The following is a 16,850-nucleotide window of genomic DNA, read 5'->3' on the forward strand; positions in this document are numbered from 1 at the left end:
CATGACCACCCTTCAAAGCTACATCGCCGGCCGCTGGATCGGCCAGGAAGCCGCCCAATCGCTGCGCAGCGCCGTCAACGGCCAGGCCGTGGCGAGCACGCACGCCGAGGCCATCGACTTCGCCGAGGCGCTGGCGCACGCGCGCCGCGTCGGCATCCCCGCGCTCATGAAGCTCGACTTCCAGCAGCGCGCCGAGCGCCTGAAGGCGCTGGCCAAGTACCTGGCCGCGAACAAGGAAGCGCTGTATGCCGTGTCGGCCCACACCGGTGCCACGCGCGCCGACGGCTGGATCGACATCGAGGGCGGCGCCGGCACGCTGAGCGCCTACGCCAGCATCGGCACCAACGAGCTGCCTTCGGGCAACCTCGTGCACGAAGGCCCGGCCTTCCCGCTCGGCAAGAAGGGCGGCTTCGCAGGCACGCACATCCTGGTGCCGCGCGGCGGCGTGGCGGTGCACATCAACGCCTTCAACTTCCCGGTGTGGGGCCTGCTCGAGAAATTCGCGCCCAGCTTCCTGGCGGGCATGCCCTGCATCGGCAAGCCGGCCACGGCCACCAGCTACCTCACCGAGGCGCTGATGAAGCTCATCGTGCAGTCGGGCATCCTGCCCGAGGGCAGCCTGCAACTCGTGATCGGCGGCACGGACGACCTGCTCGACCGCCTCGAAGGGCCCGACGTCGTCACCTTCACCGGCTCGGCCGACACGGCCGCGAAGCTGCGCGTGAACGCGAACCTGGTGCGCCAGTCGATCCCGTTCAACGCCGAGGCCGACTCGCTCAACTGCGCGATCCTCGCGCCCGACGTGACGCCCGACGACGAGGAGTTCGATCTCTTCGTGAAGGAAGTGGCGCGCGAGATGACCACCAAGGCCGGCCAGAAGTGCACCGCCATCCGCCGCGCGATCGTGCCGCGCCAGCACCTCGATGCGGTGGCCGAGAAGCTGCGCGCGCGCCTGGCCAAGACCGTCATCGGCGATCCGTCGCGCGAAGACGTGCGCATGGGCGCCCTCGCCTCGCGCGACCAGCAGGCCGACGTGGCCGAGCGCGTCGCCACGCTGCTGCAGGGCGCGGAGCTGGTGTACGGCGAACGCGACGGCTTCTCGCCCGTGGGCGACGGCGTGAGTGAAGGCGCGTTCTTCGCGCCCACGCTGCTCCTGAGCCGCAAGCCGCTCGAACACGATGCCGCGCACGACGTCGAGGCCTTCGGCCCCGTCAGCACGCTCATGCCCTACGACGGCATCGACGAAGCGCTGGCGCTGGCCGCGCGCGGCAAGGGCAGCCTCGTGGGCACGCTCGTCACGCGCGACCCGGCCATTGCGGCCAAGGCCATTCCGGTCGCTGCCGCCTGGCACGGCCGCCTGCTGGTGCTCGACCGCGAGGCCGCCGCCGAATCGACCGGCCACGGCTCGCCGCTGCCGGTGCTGAAGCACGGCGGCCCGGGCCGCGCGGGCGGTGGCGAAGAGCTCGGCGGCCTGCGCGCCGTGAAGCACTACCTGCAGCGCGCCGCGCTGCAGGGCTCGCCCACCATGCTGGCCGCCGTGACCGGCGAGCACGTGCGCGGCGCCGCGCTGCGCGAGAGCGAGGTGCATCCCTTCCGCCGTTACTTCGAGGAACTGCGCATCGGCGACTCGCTGCTCACGCACCGCCGCACGGTGGGCGAGGCCGACATCGTCGCCTTCGGCGGCATCTCGGGCGACTACTTCTACATGCACTTCGACGAAGAGGCGGCCAAGGCCTCGCCCTTCGGCAAGCGCATCGCGCACGGCTACTTCGTGCTGTCGGCGGCCGCGGGCCTGTTCGTGTCGCCCTCGCCCGGCCCGGTGCTGGCCAACTACGGCCTGGACACGCTGCGCTTCGTCAAGCCCGTGGGCATCGGCGACACCATCCAGGCGCGCCTGACCTGCAAGCGCAAGATCGACCGCAACAAGAAGGACGCGAGCGGCCAGGGCCAGGGCGTGGTGGCCTGGGACGTGGAGGTGACCAACCAGCTGGGCGAACTGGTCGCGAGCTACGATATCCTGACGCTCGTCTCCAAGAAACCCACCACCACCTAAGCTCCACCTGATGTTCGATCTCACGGGAAAAGTCGCGCTCGTCACCGGCGGCAACGGCGGCATCGGTCTCGGCATGGCACAGGGCCTCGCCAAGGCCGGCGCCCGCGTCATCGTCGCGGCGCGCAATGCGCAGAAGTCGGCCGCCGCGGTCGAATCGCTGAAGGCCCTGGGCAGCGACAGCTTCGCGCTCGCACTCGACGTGACCGACGAAGCCTCGGTGCAGCAGGCCTTCGACGAGGTCGCCGCGCGCTGCGGCCGGCTCGACATCCTCGTGAACAACGCCGGCACCACGGTGCGCAAGCCCGTCGACCAGCTCGCGCTGGCCGAGTGGCACCAGGTGATGGACACCAACCTCACCAGCGCCTTCCTGTGCAGCCGTGCCGCGCACCCGCACCTGAAGGCCGCGGGCGGCGGCAAGATCATCAACATCGGTTCGATGATGTCGATCTTCGGCGCGCCCTACGCGCCGGCCTATGCCGCGAGCAAGGCCGGCATCGTGCAGCTCACCAAGTCGACCGCGCTCTCGTGGGCGGCCGACCAGATCCAGGTCAACGCCATCCTTCCGGGCTGGTTCGAGACCGAGCTGACCGACGGTGCGCGCACCCAGATCCCGGGCCTGTACGAGCGCGTGAAGGCGCGCGCCGCCGCCGGCCGCTGGGGCCAGCCTTCGGACATCGCGGGCACGGCCGTGTTCCTGGCCAGCGCCGCCTCCGACTACGTGACCGGCACCGCCATCCCGGTCGACGGCGGGTTTTCGATCTCCGGCTGAGTCTTGCGGGCCGTGTAAATTCGGCCGCCATGCTCCTCTGGTTCCAGCTCTTTCTTTTCGTCGCCGGCACGGCCGCGCTGCTGTACGTGTCGCGCGGGCCGCTGAGCCAGCCCGGCTCGCACGGCTTCTACCGCTTCTTCGCGTGGGAATGCATGCTGGTGCTGATCGTGCTGAACCTGCCGGTGTGGCATGTCGATCCGCTCTCGTTCACGCAGCTGCTTTCGTGCGTGTTGCTGGCGCTGTCGATCTGGCTGCCGATCCACGCGGTGCGGCTGCTCAAGGCGCAGGGCAGGCCGAGCGAGGCGCGCAACGACGACCCGGCCCTGTACGGTTTTGAAAAGACCTCGGCGCTGGTGACCACTGGCGCCTTCCGCTACATCCGCCACCCGATGTACACGGCGCTGATGCTGCTGGCCTGGGGCGCCTTCCTCAAGCAGTTCACCTGGCTCACGCTGGCGCTGGTGCTGATGGCCACGCTGTTCCTCTTCTTGACGGCGCTGCGCGACGAAAAGGAATGCCTCGCGCATTTCGGCGACGACTACCGCGCGTACATGCGCGGCACGCGGCGCTTCATTCCTTTCGTGCTGTAGCGCCGGGCGCTTCGGGCGCGCCCTCTTCTTTCCTCGCGCCCCACCAGGCCGCGAGCACCAGCCCGCCCTTGCGCACCAGCAGCACCGCCATGACCACGAGCACGGCCCGCGAGGCCACGTAGCCCGCAACACCGAGCACCGTGGACGGCAGCGGCTTGGACGCCCAGAAGATGACCCAGGTCGCCAGGCCGGCCATCGCCAGCCCGCCGACGATCAGCATCACGCCGCCCACCATCCACGTGAGGATCGCGAGCCGCGCGGCCAGGCCGGTCAGGCGGTCGGCGCCGGGCCAGTCGCGCCAGGTCCACAGCGCGGCCAGGCCCAACGACCCCATCATGGCCGCCAGCAGGCCCATGAGGCTGTAGCCGACCACGGTGATGATCTGGTTCAGGTCCGGCATGCAGGCTACGGTGTCAGGCGCGGCAGCGCCTTCGCATCGACCGCCTCGCCGTCGACGATGAAGTGCCCGCCCGCCACGTGGTGCAGCGTGCGCAGCTCGTCATGCCCCTCGAAATGCCAGCGCCCTTCGGAGAACACGCGCGCATCGGCCTGCGCCGCGATCACCTCGCCCAGGAACAGGTCGTAGCGCTGCTGGATCGGCGGCTCGGGCAGCAGCCGGCATTCGAGCCAGGCCGCGCAGCCTTCGAGCAGCGGCGTGCCGGTGACCTCGCCCGCGAAGGTCGAGAGGCCGTAGGCGGCGAACTTGTCGCTGCCGTCGCGCTCGGCGATCTCGCGGCCCGAGCTGTTGCCCAGCGCCTCGGTCAGGTCGAGCTGCGCGCGCGTGGGCACCTGCAGCGCGAAGCTGCCCGCGCCCTCGAGCAGCACGCGCGTCCAGGTGCTCTTGTCGAGCACCACCGCCACCTTGGGCGGATCGAAGTCCAGCGGCATGGCCCAGGCCGCGGCCATGATGTTGCGCCGGCCGTCGTGTGCGGCGCTCACGAGGACGGTGGGTCCGTGGTTCAGGAGACGGTAGGCCTTGTTCAACGGAACCGGCCGGCGGTGAGAGGCGTTCATGCGCGGGAGGCCCGCGAAAGCGAGCCCGGAGGATGGCGGCCCGCCAGCCTACCAGCAGGCGCCGGGCTGCTCAAACGCGCGGTTGTTGCCCGTCACGCCGCATAGGCGTCGCACAGCGCGAGGTACTCGTCGCCCGAAATCTCCAGCGCGGTCGCGCGGCGCAGCACGCGGGCCTTCGGCTTGGGCAGGTCGGTCTTGATCTGGATCTGCTTGCCGATGGGAATGCCCATGTAGTCCTGGTTGACCCAGGTGTTCTCGACGATGTTGTGCCACGGCAGCAGCAAGCCGTTCTCGAAGGTCAGGCCCTGGCGGCCGATGACGAAAGCGGGCGTGCCGATGTTGGCCAGCGTGCGGATGCACTTGACCGCCAGCCACGCGGCCAGCAGGCCGAAGCCCGCCGCAATGAGGATGCCGATGTTCTTGTCCTGCGCGCGGATGCACAGCACGGCCAGCACGACCGCCACCACCACCCAGAGCGTGGCACCGGCGATCAGCCGTGTGCGGGAGTAGAAGACGGGGCGGTCCTGGCGGGTTTTTTCCTGCTGGCTGGCGGAGCTGTAGATTTCCATTTTGGAGTCGCTGTACTTTGGAGATTGAAGAAAGAAAGAGAAGGGCTCAGGCTGACGGCAAGCGCTGCATGAGGCACACCATCAGCACCGGCTCGTTGTCGATCTTCGAGCGATCGATCTTGCGGGTCTTGCCATTGGCGACGATGAGCAGGTGCTCGTCGACGTCCATCGCTTCGGCGTCCGACTGCGTACGGATCGTGTCGATGCTCGACCACGCGATGAGCTGGCCCTTGTGCACCAGCCCTTCGGCATTGAGGGCCAGTGCGCCGAAGGGCACGGTGTCGCCCGCATGCAGGCGGCGCTCCACGTCGTGGCGCAGCACTTCGCCCACGGCCTCTTCCACTTCGGCGACGAGCGCGTACGGGTCGTCCCACAGGTCGAGGCGCAGGCGCAGCGTGCGGCCGTCGCGGGTGGTGAGCAGCAGGTGATTGCGGTTGTGGCGATGGCGCAGCCGCGTCACGTCGGCGAAGGCAACGGTCTGCGTGCCCAGCTGCAGGCCATGCGCGGTCAGCGTCAGCACCTGCGGGGTACGCAGCCACGCGAAGAAGTCGCTGCCCTTCCAGCAGATCAGGTAGATCGCGGCCGGGATCGCCAGCACCAGCACGAAGAAGGCGCCCTTGTAGCGCACGAAGTCCGGCGTGATGAGGTACGGAAGGATGTAGATCTTGGCCGGCACCAACACCATGGCGCAGAAGACATAGATCGCGGCCAGGCCGGCCAGCACACAGTAGAACGCGTAGCGCGGAAAGATGCGGTCGTGACGAAGGGGCATGTGAAGCAAGTACCCAATGCGTCGACAACGGGCGTGGTGGCGTGGAGCTGAATTGCGCGCACGACCATACCAGCGGGAAGCGCCGCTCCCGAGGCTGCGCACGCGTTAATGCATCTTTTTTTTGATCTGAAAACGCCCGTCGCGAAGTCAGTTAACCGAGAAGATTTAAGTTTGATGCCCGCTTCGACACAAGCGCTGCTTAAGCATTCATGGCAACTCTGCAAGCAGCGCGCGGTGTGCGACGCGCACCCGCACGATCAACGCGGCACCATCGCCTGCCGCCTGAACTCGCTCGGGCTGCCGCCCGTGTGCGCGCGGAACACGCGGCTGAAGTGCGAGAGGTTGCCGAAGCCCGCGCCCAGTGCGATGTCGGTGATGGAGCGTGCGGCGTTCGCGGGGTCGATCAGGTCGCGGATGCTGGCCGCCAGCCGCTGGTGCTGGATGTAGCCGGTGAGCGTGTCGTCGTCGCCCGCGAAGGCCTGGTGCAGCAGGCGCTTGCTGCAACGCAGGGCCAGCGCCATGCCGTCGATCGACAGCGCGGGGTCTCGCAGGTTCTGCGCCACGTGGCGGTGGATGCGGTCTTTCAGTGCCTCGCGCTGGGTCTGGGCGGTGCTGCGGCCCGCCAGCTCCATGAGCGACAGGCGCACCAACTGGATCAGCAGCTCGCCCGCGCCGCGCGCGGCGGCCTCGCTCATGTGGGGCAGCTCCAGGTAGGTGTTGCGCATGGTCTCCAGCGCCACGCGCGAGATGCCGCTGTCGCCACCGATGCGCCGCGCCACGAGGTCGCCCAGCGGCAGCGCGGGCGAGGCGATCTGGTCTTTTGGCAGCATCACGATGAGGTGGTCGCTGCGCTCGGGATTGGCCACGGTGTAGTCGAGCGTGGTGTCGTACAGCGTCCAGCCGCCCGCGCGCACGGCCGCCGCACGCCCGCGCTGCGTGACCTCGGCCGAGCCCTGCCAGGGCGCGACGATCTTCAGGTAGGGCGCATCGCTCAGGCGCGCCATCTGCGGGGTTCGCAAGACGCGATGCCGGTTAGCTTCGAGCCGCGTGAGGATCACGTCGCCCGCGTGCGAGGACGCCAGGTGGCCGTCGAAATCGCTGTCACCGTACAGGTCGGAGCCGAGGCCGCCGAAGTGGCGCCACACCCACTCGCACCACAGCGGCCCGCGTTCCTTCGGCGGGATGGCGTCGGTGGACAGGAGCAGGGACGCGGTCATGGGGCGAAAGCAGTGAAGACGAAAGATTGCAACACGGCGGCGGGATGCCGCGCATTGTGGAGTGCCCGCAAAGCCCTCGCCTTTGCGGGTTAACCACTAGGCGCCTGCACGCTGCGTCAAGTGCTTTGTGCGCGGCAGGCACAGCGGCAAAGGGCGTGCGTTTCTACGATCCCGGTCAGCGGGCGCATACCGACGCCCGGAAGGAGACCCTCATGCTTCACCCGACTCGCCGCCACTGGATTCAGGGCACGGCTACTGCGCTGGGCGCGGCCGCCGTCGCGCCGCAGCTGTTCGCGCAAGGCGCGCCCGTTCGCATCGGCTACGCCATCGCCCGCACCGGCCCCTGGGCCGCGGGCGCGCAGGTGAGCCAGGAACCCAACTACCTGCTGTGGGCCGAGCAGGTCAACGCCGCGGGCGGCCTCTCGGTGAAGGGTGCCAAGCGCCCCATCGAGCTCATCGGTTACGACGACCGCAGCGAGACCGAGACCTGCGTGCGCACCTTCGAGAAGCTCATGGGCAGCGACAAGGTCGACCTCGTGCTGCCGCCCTGGGGATCGGGCGCCAACTTCGCGGTCGCGCCGCTGGCCAACCGCTTCGGCTACCCGCTGCTGGCGCCCACTGCGCTGTCGCGCAAGCTGATCGACATGCGCCTGCCCTTCTTCTTCTCGCTGCTGCAGCAGCCCGACAAGATGATGGGCGCGCTGGTCGACATGCTGGTGGCGCAGAACGTGAAGACCATCACCATCGTCTACATGGACGACCTGTTCGGGCTGGAGAACTTCGCGGCGCTGAACAACGCGCTGAAGAAAACGCAGATCCAGGTGCTCGACCGCAAGAGCTACCCGCTGGGCGTGAAAGACCTTGCGCCGGTTCTGCGCACCATGAAGGACCTGAACCCCGACGCCTTCATCGGCATCACCTACCCGCCGGACACCATCCTGGCGAGCCGGCAGGCGCGCGAGGTGGGCTTCAACCCGAAGTACTTCTACGCCTCGGTGGGCACGGCCTTCCAGCTCTACAAGAACGTGATGGCCGCCAACACCGAGGGCGTGATCGGCATGGGCTCGTGGAACGGCAAGACCAGCCCCGAGGCCAAGGCCTACTTCGATGCGCACACGAAGAAGTTCGGCAAGGAGCCCGACCGCTGGGCCAGCGGCCACGCGTGGGCGGGCCTGCAGATCCTGCAGCAGGCGGTGGAGAAAGTGGGCCTCGATCGCAAGGCGCTGCGCGAGCAGATCGCGAAGAACGAGTTCAAGACCATCCTCGGGCCGATCCGCTTCGAAGGCAGCGAGAACGCGTCGATCCCCGGCACCGTGTCGCAGTGGCAGGGCGGCGACTTCGAAGTGGTGTGGCCCAAGGACCGCGCCACCGCGCAACTGATGCCCAAGCCGGCCTGGAAATAACAGCGTGTCGTTCTCTGGATGGGCCGAGCTCCTGGCCGGCGGATTGATCACGGGCGGCATCTACGCGCTGGTGGCCATCGGACTGAACCTGCAGTACGGGCTGATGCGCATCATGAACATCTCGCACGGCGAGTTCCTGATGCTCGGCGCCTTTCTCACGTGGTGGGCGCACACGGCGCTGGGCGTCTCGCCGCTGCTGTTCATGCCGGTGGCCTTCGTGCTGCTGATGGCGCTGGGCATGGCGGTGCACTGGCTGTGCTTCCGGCAGGTGGCGGCGCGCGCGCCGAACGTCGACGTGTTCGAGGCGCGCAGCCTGATGGTCGGCTTCGGCCTGATGTTCTTCGTGCAGAACACCGCCTTGCTCGTGTGGGGCGGCGACCTGCGCGGCTACGACTACCTGGCCGAGCCGGTGCAGCTGGGCGAGATGCGCTTCACCGCCAACAAGCTGGTGCTGTTCGGCGTGGCGCTGGCGCTGAGTCTCGTGCTCATCGCGCTGCTCAAGCTCACGCTGCTGGGCAAGGCGGTGCGCGCGCTGATGCAGTCGCCCACCGGCGCGCAGCTCGTGGGCATCAACACCAGGCGGCTGCACCCGCTGATGTTCGGCATCGGCCTGGGCCTGTCGGGCGTGGCCGGCGCGCTGCTGTCGATGACCTACGAGATCTCGCCCTCGATGGGCGAGCCCTACACCGTGACGGCACTGATCGTCATCACCCTCGGCGGCTTCGGCAGCATCGCGGGCAGCCTCGTCGGCGGCCTGCTGCTGGGCGTGGTGGAAGCGCTGGGCATGTACTACACGAGCCCCTCGCTCAAGATGCTGCTGTCGTATGCCGTGTTCATCGGCGTGCTGATCTGGCGGCCCAACGGACTGTTCTCCAGAAGATGATTTCCCTCTTTCAAAACAAACCGTGGTGGGTGCTTGGCATCGGCCTCGTGCTGGCGGCCGCCGTGCCGTGGGTCGCGAGCGAGTTCATCGCCTCGGTCGCGCTCGGCTGCCTGATGTACATCGCGCTGGCCACGAGCTGGTCGCTGTTCTGCGGTGCCACGCGCTACCTGTCGCTGGCCATTTCGGCCTTCTTCGGCCTGGGCGCGTATGCGAGCGCCACGCTGCTCGAGGTGCTGCCCTGGCCTCTGGTGATCCTGAGCGGCGCGGCCATCGCGAGCGCGGTGGCGGTGCTGATGGGCGCGGCCGTGCTGCACCTGCGCGGCACCTACTTCGCCGTGCTGACCTTCGGCATGACCGAGCTGATCCGCCATGCCGTCACCTTCGTCGAGAAGCAGGTCTCGGGCACCGTGGGCCGCGTGCTCACGGTGGTGCCGTCGAACGAGACGGTGTACCTCACGGTGCTGGCGATTGCGGGCGCGGCCATTGCCACCGCGCTGCTCGTGAAGCGCAGCCGCTTCGGCCTGGCGCTGGCCGGCATCGGCGCCGACGAGCAGCGCGCGCAGACGCTGGGCGTGGACACGCGCCGCGTGAAGATCGCCGGCTTTGCGCTCACCGCCGCCTTCGCCGGTGCAGTGGGCGCTGCGATGGCCGTGCGCTGGACCTACATCGAACCGGCCGCCGTGTTCAGCCCCTTCATCGGCTTCCAGACCGTGCTGATCGCGATGATCGGCGGGGCCGCCAGCATCGGCGGGCCGGTGGCCGCGGCCATCGTGTTCAGCCTGCTGTCGGAGACGCTACGGCTCCAACTGCCCTACGGCTACATGATGGTGCTGGGACTGCTGCTGATCCTGTGCGTGATGTACCTGCCCAACGGCCTCGCGTCGCTGTGGCAGCGCAAGGCAGCGGCATTGCGGAGGCACGCGCCATGAAAGCCACGCCGCTTCTCGAAGCCCGCGACCTCACGGTGCGCTTCGGCGGACTCACCGCCGTCGATGCCGTGAGCGCCACGCTGCATGCGGGCGAGCTGGTCGGCATCATCGGCCCCAACGGCGCGGGCAAGACGACCTTCTTCAACGCGATCTCGGGCGTGGTCATGCCCACGTCGGGCCGGCTGCTGGTGGAAGGCGACGTCGACCTCACGCGGCGCGGCCCGCACCTGTACGCCGCCCACGGCATCGCACGCACCTTCCAGACACCGCGCGTGATGGCCGACATGACGCTCGAGGACAACGTGCGCTTCGGCATGCAGTTCGCGGGGCGCCGCCGCGCGCCCATCGCGGGCCTGGGCAGCACCGGCGAGATCCTCGACATGCTGGGCCTGGGCGGCCTCGCGACGCAGATCGCGGCCGACGTCACGCCCTCTCAGCAGCGGCTGCTCGAGATCGGCATGGCGCTCGGCACGCGGCCGCGCGTGCTGCTGCTCGACGAAGTGGCGGCCGGCCTCACCGAGGCGGAGGTCGATGCCATGGCGCGGCGCATCCGCCGCCTGCGCGACGACCACGGCCTCGCCGTCGTGTGGATCGAGCATGCCGTGACCACGCTGCTGAAGTACGTCGAGCGCGTGCTGGTGCTGCACCAGGGCCGCAAGATCGCCGACGGCACGCCGGCCGAGGTCGTGCGCAATGCCGAGGTGGTCGAGGCCTACCTGGGCGATGAGATGGAGGCCACGGCATGAGCGGCACACAACTCACCGTGCGCGGCCTGTCCGCGGGCTACCACGGCTTCCAGGTCATCCAGGGCCTGGACCTCGACGTGACGCCCGGCGTCACCGTCGTGCTCGGGCCCAACGGCGCGGGAAAGACCACGCTCCTCAAGGCGCTCGCAGGGCTGCTGCCGCGCACGGGCGATGCGGTGCTCGACGGTGCGGCGCTGCCGTCCGCCGATGCCACCGCCTGCGTGCGGCGCGGCCTGGCGCTGGTGGCCGAGGGCCGCCAGCTGTTCCCGCAGATGACCGTCACCGAGAACCTCGAGCTCGGCGGCTGGCTCATTCCCGCGCGGCTGCGCGCCGAGCGCCTCGCGCGTGCCTTCGACGACTTTCCGCGATTGAAAGAACGCGCCACGCAGCTCGCCGGCACCATGAGCGGCGGCGAGCAGCAGATGGTCGCCGTGGCGCGCGCCTTGATGAGCGGGCCGCGCCTGCTGATGCTCGACGAGCCCTCGCTCGGCCTGGCGCCGCGCATGGTCGACGAGCTGCTCGCCATCGTGCGCCGCATCGCCGACCAGGGCGTGACCGTGCTCATGGTCGAACAGAACGTGCGCAAGGCCTTGCAGGCCGCCGACCGCGGCTACGTGCTCGAACGCGGGCGCGTCGTCGCCTCGGGCGAAGCGCAGGCGCTGCTGCATTCCGACGCCGTGCGCCAGGCCTACCTGGGCGTGGCCTGAACACCCTCTTCCTCTTTCTTGCAAAGGACATCCATGACCGACATCTCCATGCTCATCGACGGCGAACGCCGCGCGGCCACCGGCGGCGCCACCTTCGAGCGCCGCAACCCGCTGGACGGCGGCATCGCCACGCGCGCCCCCGCCGCCACGCCCGCCGACGCGGTCGCTGCCGTCGACGCCGCGCAGCGCGCCTTCGCCACCTGGTCGCAGACCGGCCCCAACGAACGCCGCGCCCTGCTGCTCAAGGCCGCGCACGCGCTCGAAGCGCGCGCCGACGCCTTCGTGCAGGCCATGGCCCGCGAGACCGGTGCCTCGGCGCTGTGGGCGGGCTTCAACGTGCACCTGGCGGCCGGCATCCTCACCGAGGCCGCGTCGCTCACCACGCAGATCGCGGGCGAGGTCATTCCGTCCGACGTGCCCGGCAGCCTCGCCATGGGCGTGCGGCAGGCGGCAGGGGTGGTGCTGGGCATCGCGCCCTGGAATGCCCCCGTGATCCTGGCCACGCGCGCCATCGCCACGCCGCTGGCCTGCGGCAACACCGTCGTGCTCAAGGGCTCCGAGCTGTGCCCCGAGACGCATGCGCTCATCATCGAAGCACTGGCCGAGGCCGGCCTGCCCCAGGGCACCGTCAACTTCGTGACCAACGCGCCGGCCGACGCGGGCGCCGTGGTCGAGGCCATGATCGCGCACCCGGCGGTGCGGCGCGTCAACTTCACCGGCTCCACGCGCGTGGGCCGCCTCATCGCGCAGACCTGCGCCACGTACCTGAAACCTGCCGTGCTCGAACTCGGCGGCAAGGCGCCCTTCGTGGTGCTCGACGACGCAGACGTCGACGCGGCGGTGAACGCTGCCATCTTCGGCTCGTTCGCCAACTCGGGGCAGATCTGCATGTCAACCGAACGCATCGTGGTCGACAACGCGGTGGCCGACGAGTTCGTCTCTAAGTTCGCGGCGCGCGCGCGGGCGTTGCCTCTGGGCGATCCGCGTGAAGGCCCGGTGGTGCTCGGCTCGGTGGTCGACATGAGCACGGTGAAGCGCTGCAACGCGCTCATCGATGATGCGCTGGCCAAGGGCGCGACGCTGGTGTGCGGAGGCAAAGCCGAGAACACGCTGATGCCGGCGACCGTGCTCGACCATGTGACGCCGGCGATGGAGATCTACCGCGAGGAATCCTTCGGTCCAGTGAAGGCCGTGGTGCGCGTCAACGGCGTGGAGGAAGCCGTGACCATCGCCAACGACAACGAGTTCGGCCTGTCGTCAGCGGTGTTCGGCCGCGACGTGGCGCGTGCATGGAACGTGGCGCAGCGCATCGAGGCGGGGATCTGCCACGTCAACGGGCCGACGGTGCACGACGAGGCGCAGATGCCGTTTGGCGGTGTCAAGTCGTCAGGGTACGGGCGGTTCGGTGGGCGGGCCGGCGTCGAAGCGTTCACGGAGCTGCGGTGGATCACGGTGCAGACGACGCCTCGGCACTATCCGTTCTGAACAAGGGAGCGGCAGGGCGCCGCCCCGCCTTTCCGATCAAGCCGTCATCGGCTCCCGCGATTCCCTTTCGGCGGGCCGACGGTTCTGAGTCAGCCGTGTCTCGTCCGCGCCCGCATACACACGGCGATAGCGCAGGTAGCCGGCCCCCCATGCATACCATTCGCGCCCTTCCGTGAATTCGGGCGCGTACTCGCCCTTGGTCAGGTACAGGTTCACCCATTGCTCCTGCCGGCGCGTCAGCCCGGCGGGCGCCCCGCCCCTGGGTGGATCGATCTGCCCGCGCGCCTCGTCCGCCCTTTTCTTCCGGGCCACCAGTTTTTCGAGCTGCTCCTTGAACTCGGCCGCTTCGGGCCCGGTGAGCTTGAACCATGCATGCGAGTCGTGCACGCGGTCTTCGAACAGCTTGCTGGTGAGCACGGGCTCATTCCAGTACGGCTCGATGCGCCCCCACTCGCCGACCCGCTCCGAATCGATGCCGGGCACGTTGTCGACTTCGTGCGGCGTGCCGTCGGGGCTGTTGCGGCCGCTGATCCGCTTCTTTTTCTTGAGCCAGGCTTCGAAGTCCTTCACTTCCTTGACGAACTGCTCGTCAGCCGACACCAAGTCCGCCCGGTCTTCGGCCGAAGCACGCTGGACGAAAGTCATCTCGGCCGCGCGACCAGCCCAGGATTTGCGCCACAGGATGAACAGCTTGCGCTGCTCCGCCATGATGTCGCGCAGCACGCCTTCCTTGACCTGGCATACGGCAAGGTAAGCGTTGAAGTCCCGGATCAGGTCCTTGGCGACCATGAATTGCTTCTGGATGACTGGGCGTGCCAGTTCCAGTTTCAGGGGCACGCCCAAGATTCGTGCTTCGCGGTACATCAGGGCCAAAGGAATGCGCGAAAGCATGTCCTCGCCCGCCTCATCGATCCCCTTGCCCTGCTCCTTCGGCATGTAGCCTCCGCCGACGTCCGAGTGCATGCCGGGGCACACCCACTCCCGAGAATTCGCGGGCAGCGTATTGCTGACATGAACGGAATCCGACGGAAAGCTGCGACGGAACTCATGCGCGGCCACGATGTGCAGGCAGGGCACGTCGGCCGGGATGCGCATCGACGTGTCAGCGTCAGCCCAGCCGCCATGGCCGTCGGCGAAAAGGGACGAGGCCGCCACACCGACCGACGCGACGGTATCGAACAGTCCCAAAAAGTCGAAGGTCACCGGAAACGAGGCCAGTGTCGGCCCGGTCTGCCCGCGGAGCTGAGCATCGATCTCGCACATCGCAAGGAACCAGTTGACGAAAACCCGTGCCTCCGCCGCACCTCGCGAAAAGCCGAATGCGCTGACGAAGATGCGCTGCACGCGCCCAGGATCAACCTTGCTGCACTGGCCCGTTGCGGGATCGATCATGTGCGGCTTGACTGACTCGTGCAGCTTGTTGAGCATCGCTTCGAGCGTCCGGCGATTCTTGTTCTCGCGTTGGCGCTTGTCGGCGGACCCTTTGCCCGCTTCCAGCAGTTCCTCCCGCCCGAGGTCGAAAGCCTTGCAAAACTTCAGCACTTCTTCGGTTGAGAACAGCCCTGGTCCGTTGCCGCTTCGGGTGAGGTAGCGGTAGACGCAGTTGAGCGCTTGCGCCAGCGCCCACAGGATGCGGCGCTCGCCGTAGAGCGCCGTGGCGTTGCCCAGCAGCGCGTCCTTGCCGGTGCCGCTGTCGTCCACCTGCGTGAACGGCGTCCCCACGCCCGGCACATACACCTTGAAGAACTGCTGGTAGTTGTCGGGGTTCGTGGTCCACTGCGCATCGGGGTCGGCTGGCACCCCGGGCACATGCTGGCCTGGATAGGCACCGTACAGGCGCGCGACGTTGGAATGCGTGTGATCCTTTTCTCTGGTGCTGCGGTCGTAGTTGTTGCGCGTGCCGTCGAAGAAGAAGCCCATGAAGAGGTTCACGTCACAGGACTTGCCGGGCTGACCGATGGGGCGCAACTCCCGACCTATCTCGTAATTTCTTCTGATGCGTTCACTTTGATCCCCTCCGAAAAATCGCTCTCGGTTCAAAAGATCTGAAAAAGCAAGCTCATCAAGTGAGGAAATGAGCTGCGCAGTCATGGCTTCACCTTCATGAGGTGCTCGACCTTTTCGCGTGAGTACTGCAGTGATTTTTCCTTCCACTGGCGTTCGTGGATGAGGAATTCCGGGTCGGCTGGGCCAGTAAACATCTGGAGTTCTTTGGGAGGTCGTTTTTGCTTTCGCTCTTCCAAGTAGAAGTCCCAAGTCTTCTTGAGAGACGCCAATGGGTCCTGATTGAATTCATCCATGGACTTCTTGCTTGCGTTGAGACTCTCCTGCGCCAACCGCATGTCTCGCTCCCACAACTCACGTTGAAAGGCCAATGAAGGCTTGGGCCACCCCTTGATCTTCCCGGGCCACTCGTCGCCATTGGGACGGTACGCGGTTGAAACCACCCCCACCGTTCCATCGGGATAGTTGATGAACCACACATCCCCTGCCTTGCCGCTCTTGTCGTAAGGCGGCAGATCGACGATGAAGGTCTGGCGCGGCCGGTAATCGCCCGCCTTGTTGTCGTAGCTCTGCAGGATCACACCGACCTGGATGCCGGGCGCCCACATCTTCGGCACGTTGTAGCAACAGATCACGCCCCCTGCGGCGAATGGGCCGATCTCTTCGGAGGCGACCACGGTCTGCTTCGGGTCCTTGGGATCGAACAGCCGGTAACGGATGTCCTGGTCGGTGTAGTTGACGCCGCTGACCGAGGCCGGAACCGTGTCAGCACGACCGGTGGCACATCCTGCCGTAGCCAGGGATGCAAGAAACGCGAGGGGAAGGAGCCAGTTTTTGAGAATCATCTGTTGTTCCTGCTGCAATGCGCTAGACCATCAAGGCGCGCAGCGCTTCATGGTCCGGGCCAGTGCCGTGGCTGAGTTCGGGATGCTGCCAAAAAACTTCACACAGCCTCATCCTTTGCGCCACCGTGTCGAACTGCATGGCATCGGCTGCGGCGAGCCCGCATACAGCCAGTGCGTGCAGCACCGAGGGCCGGTGCTGCGCTTCGTAGGCTGGCGAAAGTTGAAGCAGGTTCGCGATCACTTCATCCGCTTCGCTGCCGGCAATGAGCAGCGCGCATTGATCACCATCGAGTACCAGTGCGCATGGAACCAGCGACGTGGATGCCATTTTCCCCGGTGCAAGGAAACTGCTCCAGCTGGCGTCGCGCCGACGGAAATTCCATGTGGCTCCGGGACCGCAGAACGCCATCTGCTGCAACGGAGACAGCGCAGCCAGCACATCCGGCAGGCGGCGCGTGTCGGGAAAGCGCAGCACGAAATACTGTCCGTCCGCATTCACGATGCACCAGGGGCTCAGGCGTTCGAACAGCGATTCGAGCGGTTCGTTCGAGCGGATGAAGCTGAGCATCGGCAAGCCATTCGTCAGCAGCAGCACACGATCGAGCAAGGGCCTCTCGACGGCATCGACGTTCAGCAGCACGGGTGAATGCTGGATCGCTTCATCCGAAGCGCCGGGCATGTTCTCGTAGAGCGACCGCCAAGAGCCGAAGCCCAAGTGGCTCTCGAGCAGCTGATGGCATTGCGGAGCGAAGGCGCAATCGATCAAGGCGTAGCGAAATCCCTCAGCGCCGGAGGCAAGAGGGCCGCCGTCCGCAAACAAGGCGTCGATCCACCCGGGCGCGTGCTTGTCGATCAGGTTCATCG

The 16,850-nt window shown here is 67.5% G+C and carries 17 protein-coding genes; 9 read left to right on the forward strand and 8 right to left on the reverse strand.

What is annotated here, in order from left to right:
• Position 1 precedes the first annotated feature (1 nt).
• The 3 genes from paaZ to AC1RAA_RS14490 are packed head-to-tail and all read left to right on the forward strand — an operon-like array spanning position 2 to position 3,412.
• Entirely contained in the window at positions 2-2,053 is a 2,052-nt protein-coding gene (gene paaZ, locus AC1RAA_RS14480) for a phenylacetic acid degradation bifunctional protein PaaZ (RefSeq protein WP_492728573.1), read from the forward strand.
• 10 nt (positions 2,054-2,063) lie between these two features.
• A complete protein-coding gene (locus AC1RAA_RS14485; RefSeq protein ID WP_492728571.1) occupies positions 2,064-2,822 on the forward strand; it encodes an SDR family NAD(P)-dependent oxidoreductase in 759 nt (252 codons plus the stop codon).
• A gap of 29 nt (positions 2,823-2,851) precedes the next feature.
• The gene (locus AC1RAA_RS14490; protein WP_492728568.1) at positions 2,852-3,412 is read left to right on the forward strand and encodes a methyltransferase family protein; all 561 of its coding nucleotides are present in this window, start codon (positions 2,852-2,854) and stop codon (positions 3,410-3,412) included.
• Here AC1RAA_RS14490 and AC1RAA_RS14495 read toward each other — a convergent pair.
• The 5 genes from AC1RAA_RS14495 to AC1RAA_RS14515 form a co-directional block, all read right to left on the reverse strand.
• Positions 3,393-3,812, reverse strand: coding sequence for a hypothetical protein (locus AC1RAA_RS14495; RefSeq protein WP_492728566.1), 420 nt, complete (start codon positions 3,810-3,812; stop codon positions 3,393-3,395). The two genes, AC1RAA_RS14490 and AC1RAA_RS14495, sit on opposite strands and share 20 nt — an antisense overlap.
• A gap of 5 nt (positions 3,813-3,817) precedes the next feature.
• A complete protein-coding gene (locus tag AC1RAA_RS14500; protein ID WP_492728564.1) occupies positions 3,818-4,426 on the reverse strand; it encodes a flavin reductase family protein in 609 nt (202 codons plus the stop codon).
• Positions 4,427-4,518: 92 nt separating this feature from the next.
• On the reverse strand, positions 4,519-4,995 hold the full coding sequence (locus tag AC1RAA_RS14505) for a hypothetical protein (protein WP_492728562.1): 477 nt from the start codon (positions 4,993-4,995) through the stop codon (positions 4,519-4,521).
• 46 nt (positions 4,996-5,041) lie between these two features.
• Positions 5,042-5,767: a hypothetical protein gene (locus AC1RAA_RS14510; RefSeq protein ID WP_369631616.1), complete on the reverse strand. Its 726-nt coding sequence runs from the start codon at positions 5,765-5,767 to the stop codon at positions 5,042-5,044.
• A 257-nt stretch (positions 5,768-6,024) separates the two neighbouring features.
• On the reverse strand, positions 6,025-6,984 hold the full coding sequence (locus AC1RAA_RS14515) for an AraC-like ligand-binding domain-containing protein (RefSeq protein ID WP_062478676.1): 960 nt from the start codon (positions 6,982-6,984) through the stop codon (positions 6,025-6,027).
• A 212-nt stretch (positions 6,985-7,196) separates the two neighbouring features.
• Between AC1RAA_RS14515 and AC1RAA_RS14520 the strand changes: the two genes are divergently transcribed.
• From AC1RAA_RS14520 to AC1RAA_RS14545, 6 genes are read left to right on the forward strand one after another with little or no spacing between them, the layout of a single operon-like run.
• Positions 7,197-8,387: an amino acid ABC transporter substrate-binding protein gene (locus tag AC1RAA_RS14520; RefSeq protein WP_492728560.1), complete on the forward strand. Its 1,191-nt coding sequence runs from the start codon at positions 7,197-7,199 to the stop codon at positions 8,385-8,387.
• A 4-nt stretch (positions 8,388-8,391) separates the two neighbouring features.
• Positions 8,392-9,270: a branched-chain amino acid ABC transporter permease gene (locus tag AC1RAA_RS14525; RefSeq protein ID WP_492728559.1), complete on the forward strand. Its 879-nt coding sequence runs from the start codon at positions 8,392-8,394 to the stop codon at positions 9,268-9,270.
• Positions 9,267-10,199 carry a branched-chain amino acid ABC transporter permease gene (locus tag AC1RAA_RS14530; protein ID WP_492728557.1) on the forward strand — a complete coding sequence of 311 codons (933 nt, stop codon included), beginning with the start codon at positions 9,267-9,269 and terminating at the stop codon, positions 10,197-10,199. Before AC1RAA_RS14525 ends, AC1RAA_RS14530 begins: the two co-directional genes overlap by 4 nt.
• Positions 10,196-10,945: an ABC transporter ATP-binding protein gene (locus AC1RAA_RS14535; RefSeq protein WP_095747464.1), complete on the forward strand. Its 750-nt coding sequence runs from the start codon at positions 10,196-10,198 to the stop codon at positions 10,943-10,945. Before AC1RAA_RS14530 ends, AC1RAA_RS14535 begins: the two co-directional genes overlap by 4 nt.
• Complete coding sequence (locus tag AC1RAA_RS14540) at positions 10,942-11,652, forward strand: ABC transporter ATP-binding protein (protein WP_492728555.1); 711 nt, start codon at positions 10,942-10,944, stop codon at positions 11,650-11,652. Before AC1RAA_RS14535 ends, AC1RAA_RS14540 begins: the two co-directional genes overlap by 4 nt.
• A 33-nt stretch (positions 11,653-11,685) precedes the next feature.
• On the forward strand, positions 11,686-13,137 hold the full coding sequence (locus AC1RAA_RS14545; protein WP_492728553.1) for an aldehyde dehydrogenase: 1,452 nt from the start codon (positions 11,686-11,688) through the stop codon (positions 13,135-13,137).
• Between the two features lie 36 nt (positions 13,138-13,173).
• Here the strand turns inward: AC1RAA_RS14545 and AC1RAA_RS14550 are convergent, their stop codons facing one another.
• From AC1RAA_RS14550 to AC1RAA_RS14560, 3 genes are read right to left on the reverse strand one after another with little or no spacing between them, the layout of a single operon-like run.
• Positions 13,174-15,228 carry a T6SS phospholipase effector Tle1-like catalytic domain-containing protein gene (locus AC1RAA_RS14550; RefSeq protein ID WP_492728551.1) on the reverse strand — a complete coding sequence of 685 codons (2,055 nt, stop codon included), beginning with the start codon at positions 15,226-15,228 and terminating at the stop codon, positions 13,174-13,176.
• The gene (locus AC1RAA_RS14555; protein WP_492728550.1) at positions 15,225-15,986 is read right to left on the reverse strand and encodes a DUF3304 domain-containing protein; all 762 of its coding nucleotides are present in this window, start codon (positions 15,984-15,986) and stop codon (positions 15,225-15,227) included. Before AC1RAA_RS14555 ends, AC1RAA_RS14550 begins: the two co-directional genes overlap by 4 nt.
• Before the next feature lie 22 nt (positions 15,987-16,008).
• Complete coding sequence (locus AC1RAA_RS14560; RefSeq protein WP_492728548.1) at positions 16,009-16,848, reverse strand: DUF4123 domain-containing protein; 840 nt, start codon at positions 16,846-16,848, stop codon at positions 16,009-16,011.
• Between the last annotated feature and the right edge of the window lie 2 nt (positions 16,849-16,850).

Source organism: Variovorax sp. GW823-FHT04F07, from assembly GCF_058795995.1.

Coding starts and splice junctions, on each gene's coding strand:
- paaZ (WP_492728573.1), top strand. CDS start 2: ATGACCACCCTTCAAAGCTACATCGCCGGCCGCTGGATCGGCCAGGAA.
- AC1RAA_RS14485 (WP_492728571.1), top strand. CDS start 2,064: ATGTTCGATCTCACGGGAAAAGTCGCGCTCGTCACCGGCGGCAACGGC.
- AC1RAA_RS14490 (WP_492728568.1), top strand. CDS start 2,852: ATGCTCCTCTGGTTCCAGCTCTTTCTTTTCGTCGCCGGCACGGCCGCG.
- AC1RAA_RS14495 (WP_492728566.1), bottom strand. CDS start 3,812: ATGCCGGACCTGAACCAGATCATCACCGTGGTCGGCTACAGCCTCATG.
- AC1RAA_RS14500 (WP_492728564.1), bottom strand. CDS start 4,426: ATGAACGCCTCTCACCGCCGGCCGGTTCCGTTGAACAAGGCCTACCGT.
- AC1RAA_RS14505 (WP_492728562.1), bottom strand. CDS start 4,995: ATGGAAATCTACAGCTCCGCCAGCCAGCAGGAAAAAACCCGCCAGGAC.
- AC1RAA_RS14510 (WP_369631616.1), bottom strand. CDS start 5,767: ATGCCCCTTCGTCACGACCGCATCTTTCCGCGCTACGCGTTCTACTGT.
- AC1RAA_RS14515 (WP_062478676.1), bottom strand. CDS start 6,984: ATGACCGCGTCCCTGCTCCTGTCCACCGACGCCATCCCGCCGAAGGAA.
- AC1RAA_RS14520 (WP_492728560.1), top strand. CDS start 7,197: ATGCTTCACCCGACTCGCCGCCACTGGATTCAGGGCACGGCTACTGCG.
- AC1RAA_RS14530 (WP_492728557.1), top strand. CDS start 9,267: ATGATTTCCCTCTTTCAAAACAAACCGTGGTGGGTGCTTGGCATCGGC.
- AC1RAA_RS14535 (WP_095747464.1), top strand. CDS start 10,196: ATGAAAGCCACGCCGCTTCTCGAAGCCCGCGACCTCACGGTGCGCTTC.
- AC1RAA_RS14540 (WP_492728555.1), top strand. CDS start 10,942: ATGAGCGGCACACAACTCACCGTGCGCGGCCTGTCCGCGGGCTACCAC.
- AC1RAA_RS14545 (WP_492728553.1), top strand. CDS start 11,686: ATGACCGACATCTCCATGCTCATCGACGGCGAACGCCGCGCGGCCACC.
- AC1RAA_RS14550 (WP_492728551.1), bottom strand. CDS start 15,228: ATGACTGCGCAGCTCATTTCCTCACTTGATGAGCTTGCTTTTTCAGAT.
- AC1RAA_RS14555 (WP_492728550.1), bottom strand. CDS start 15,986: ATGATTCTCAAAAACTGGCTCCTTCCCCTCGCGTTTCTTGCATCCCTG.
- AC1RAA_RS14560 (WP_492728548.1), bottom strand. CDS start 16,848: ATGAACCTGATCGACAAGCACGCGCCCGGGTGGATCGACGCCTTGTTT.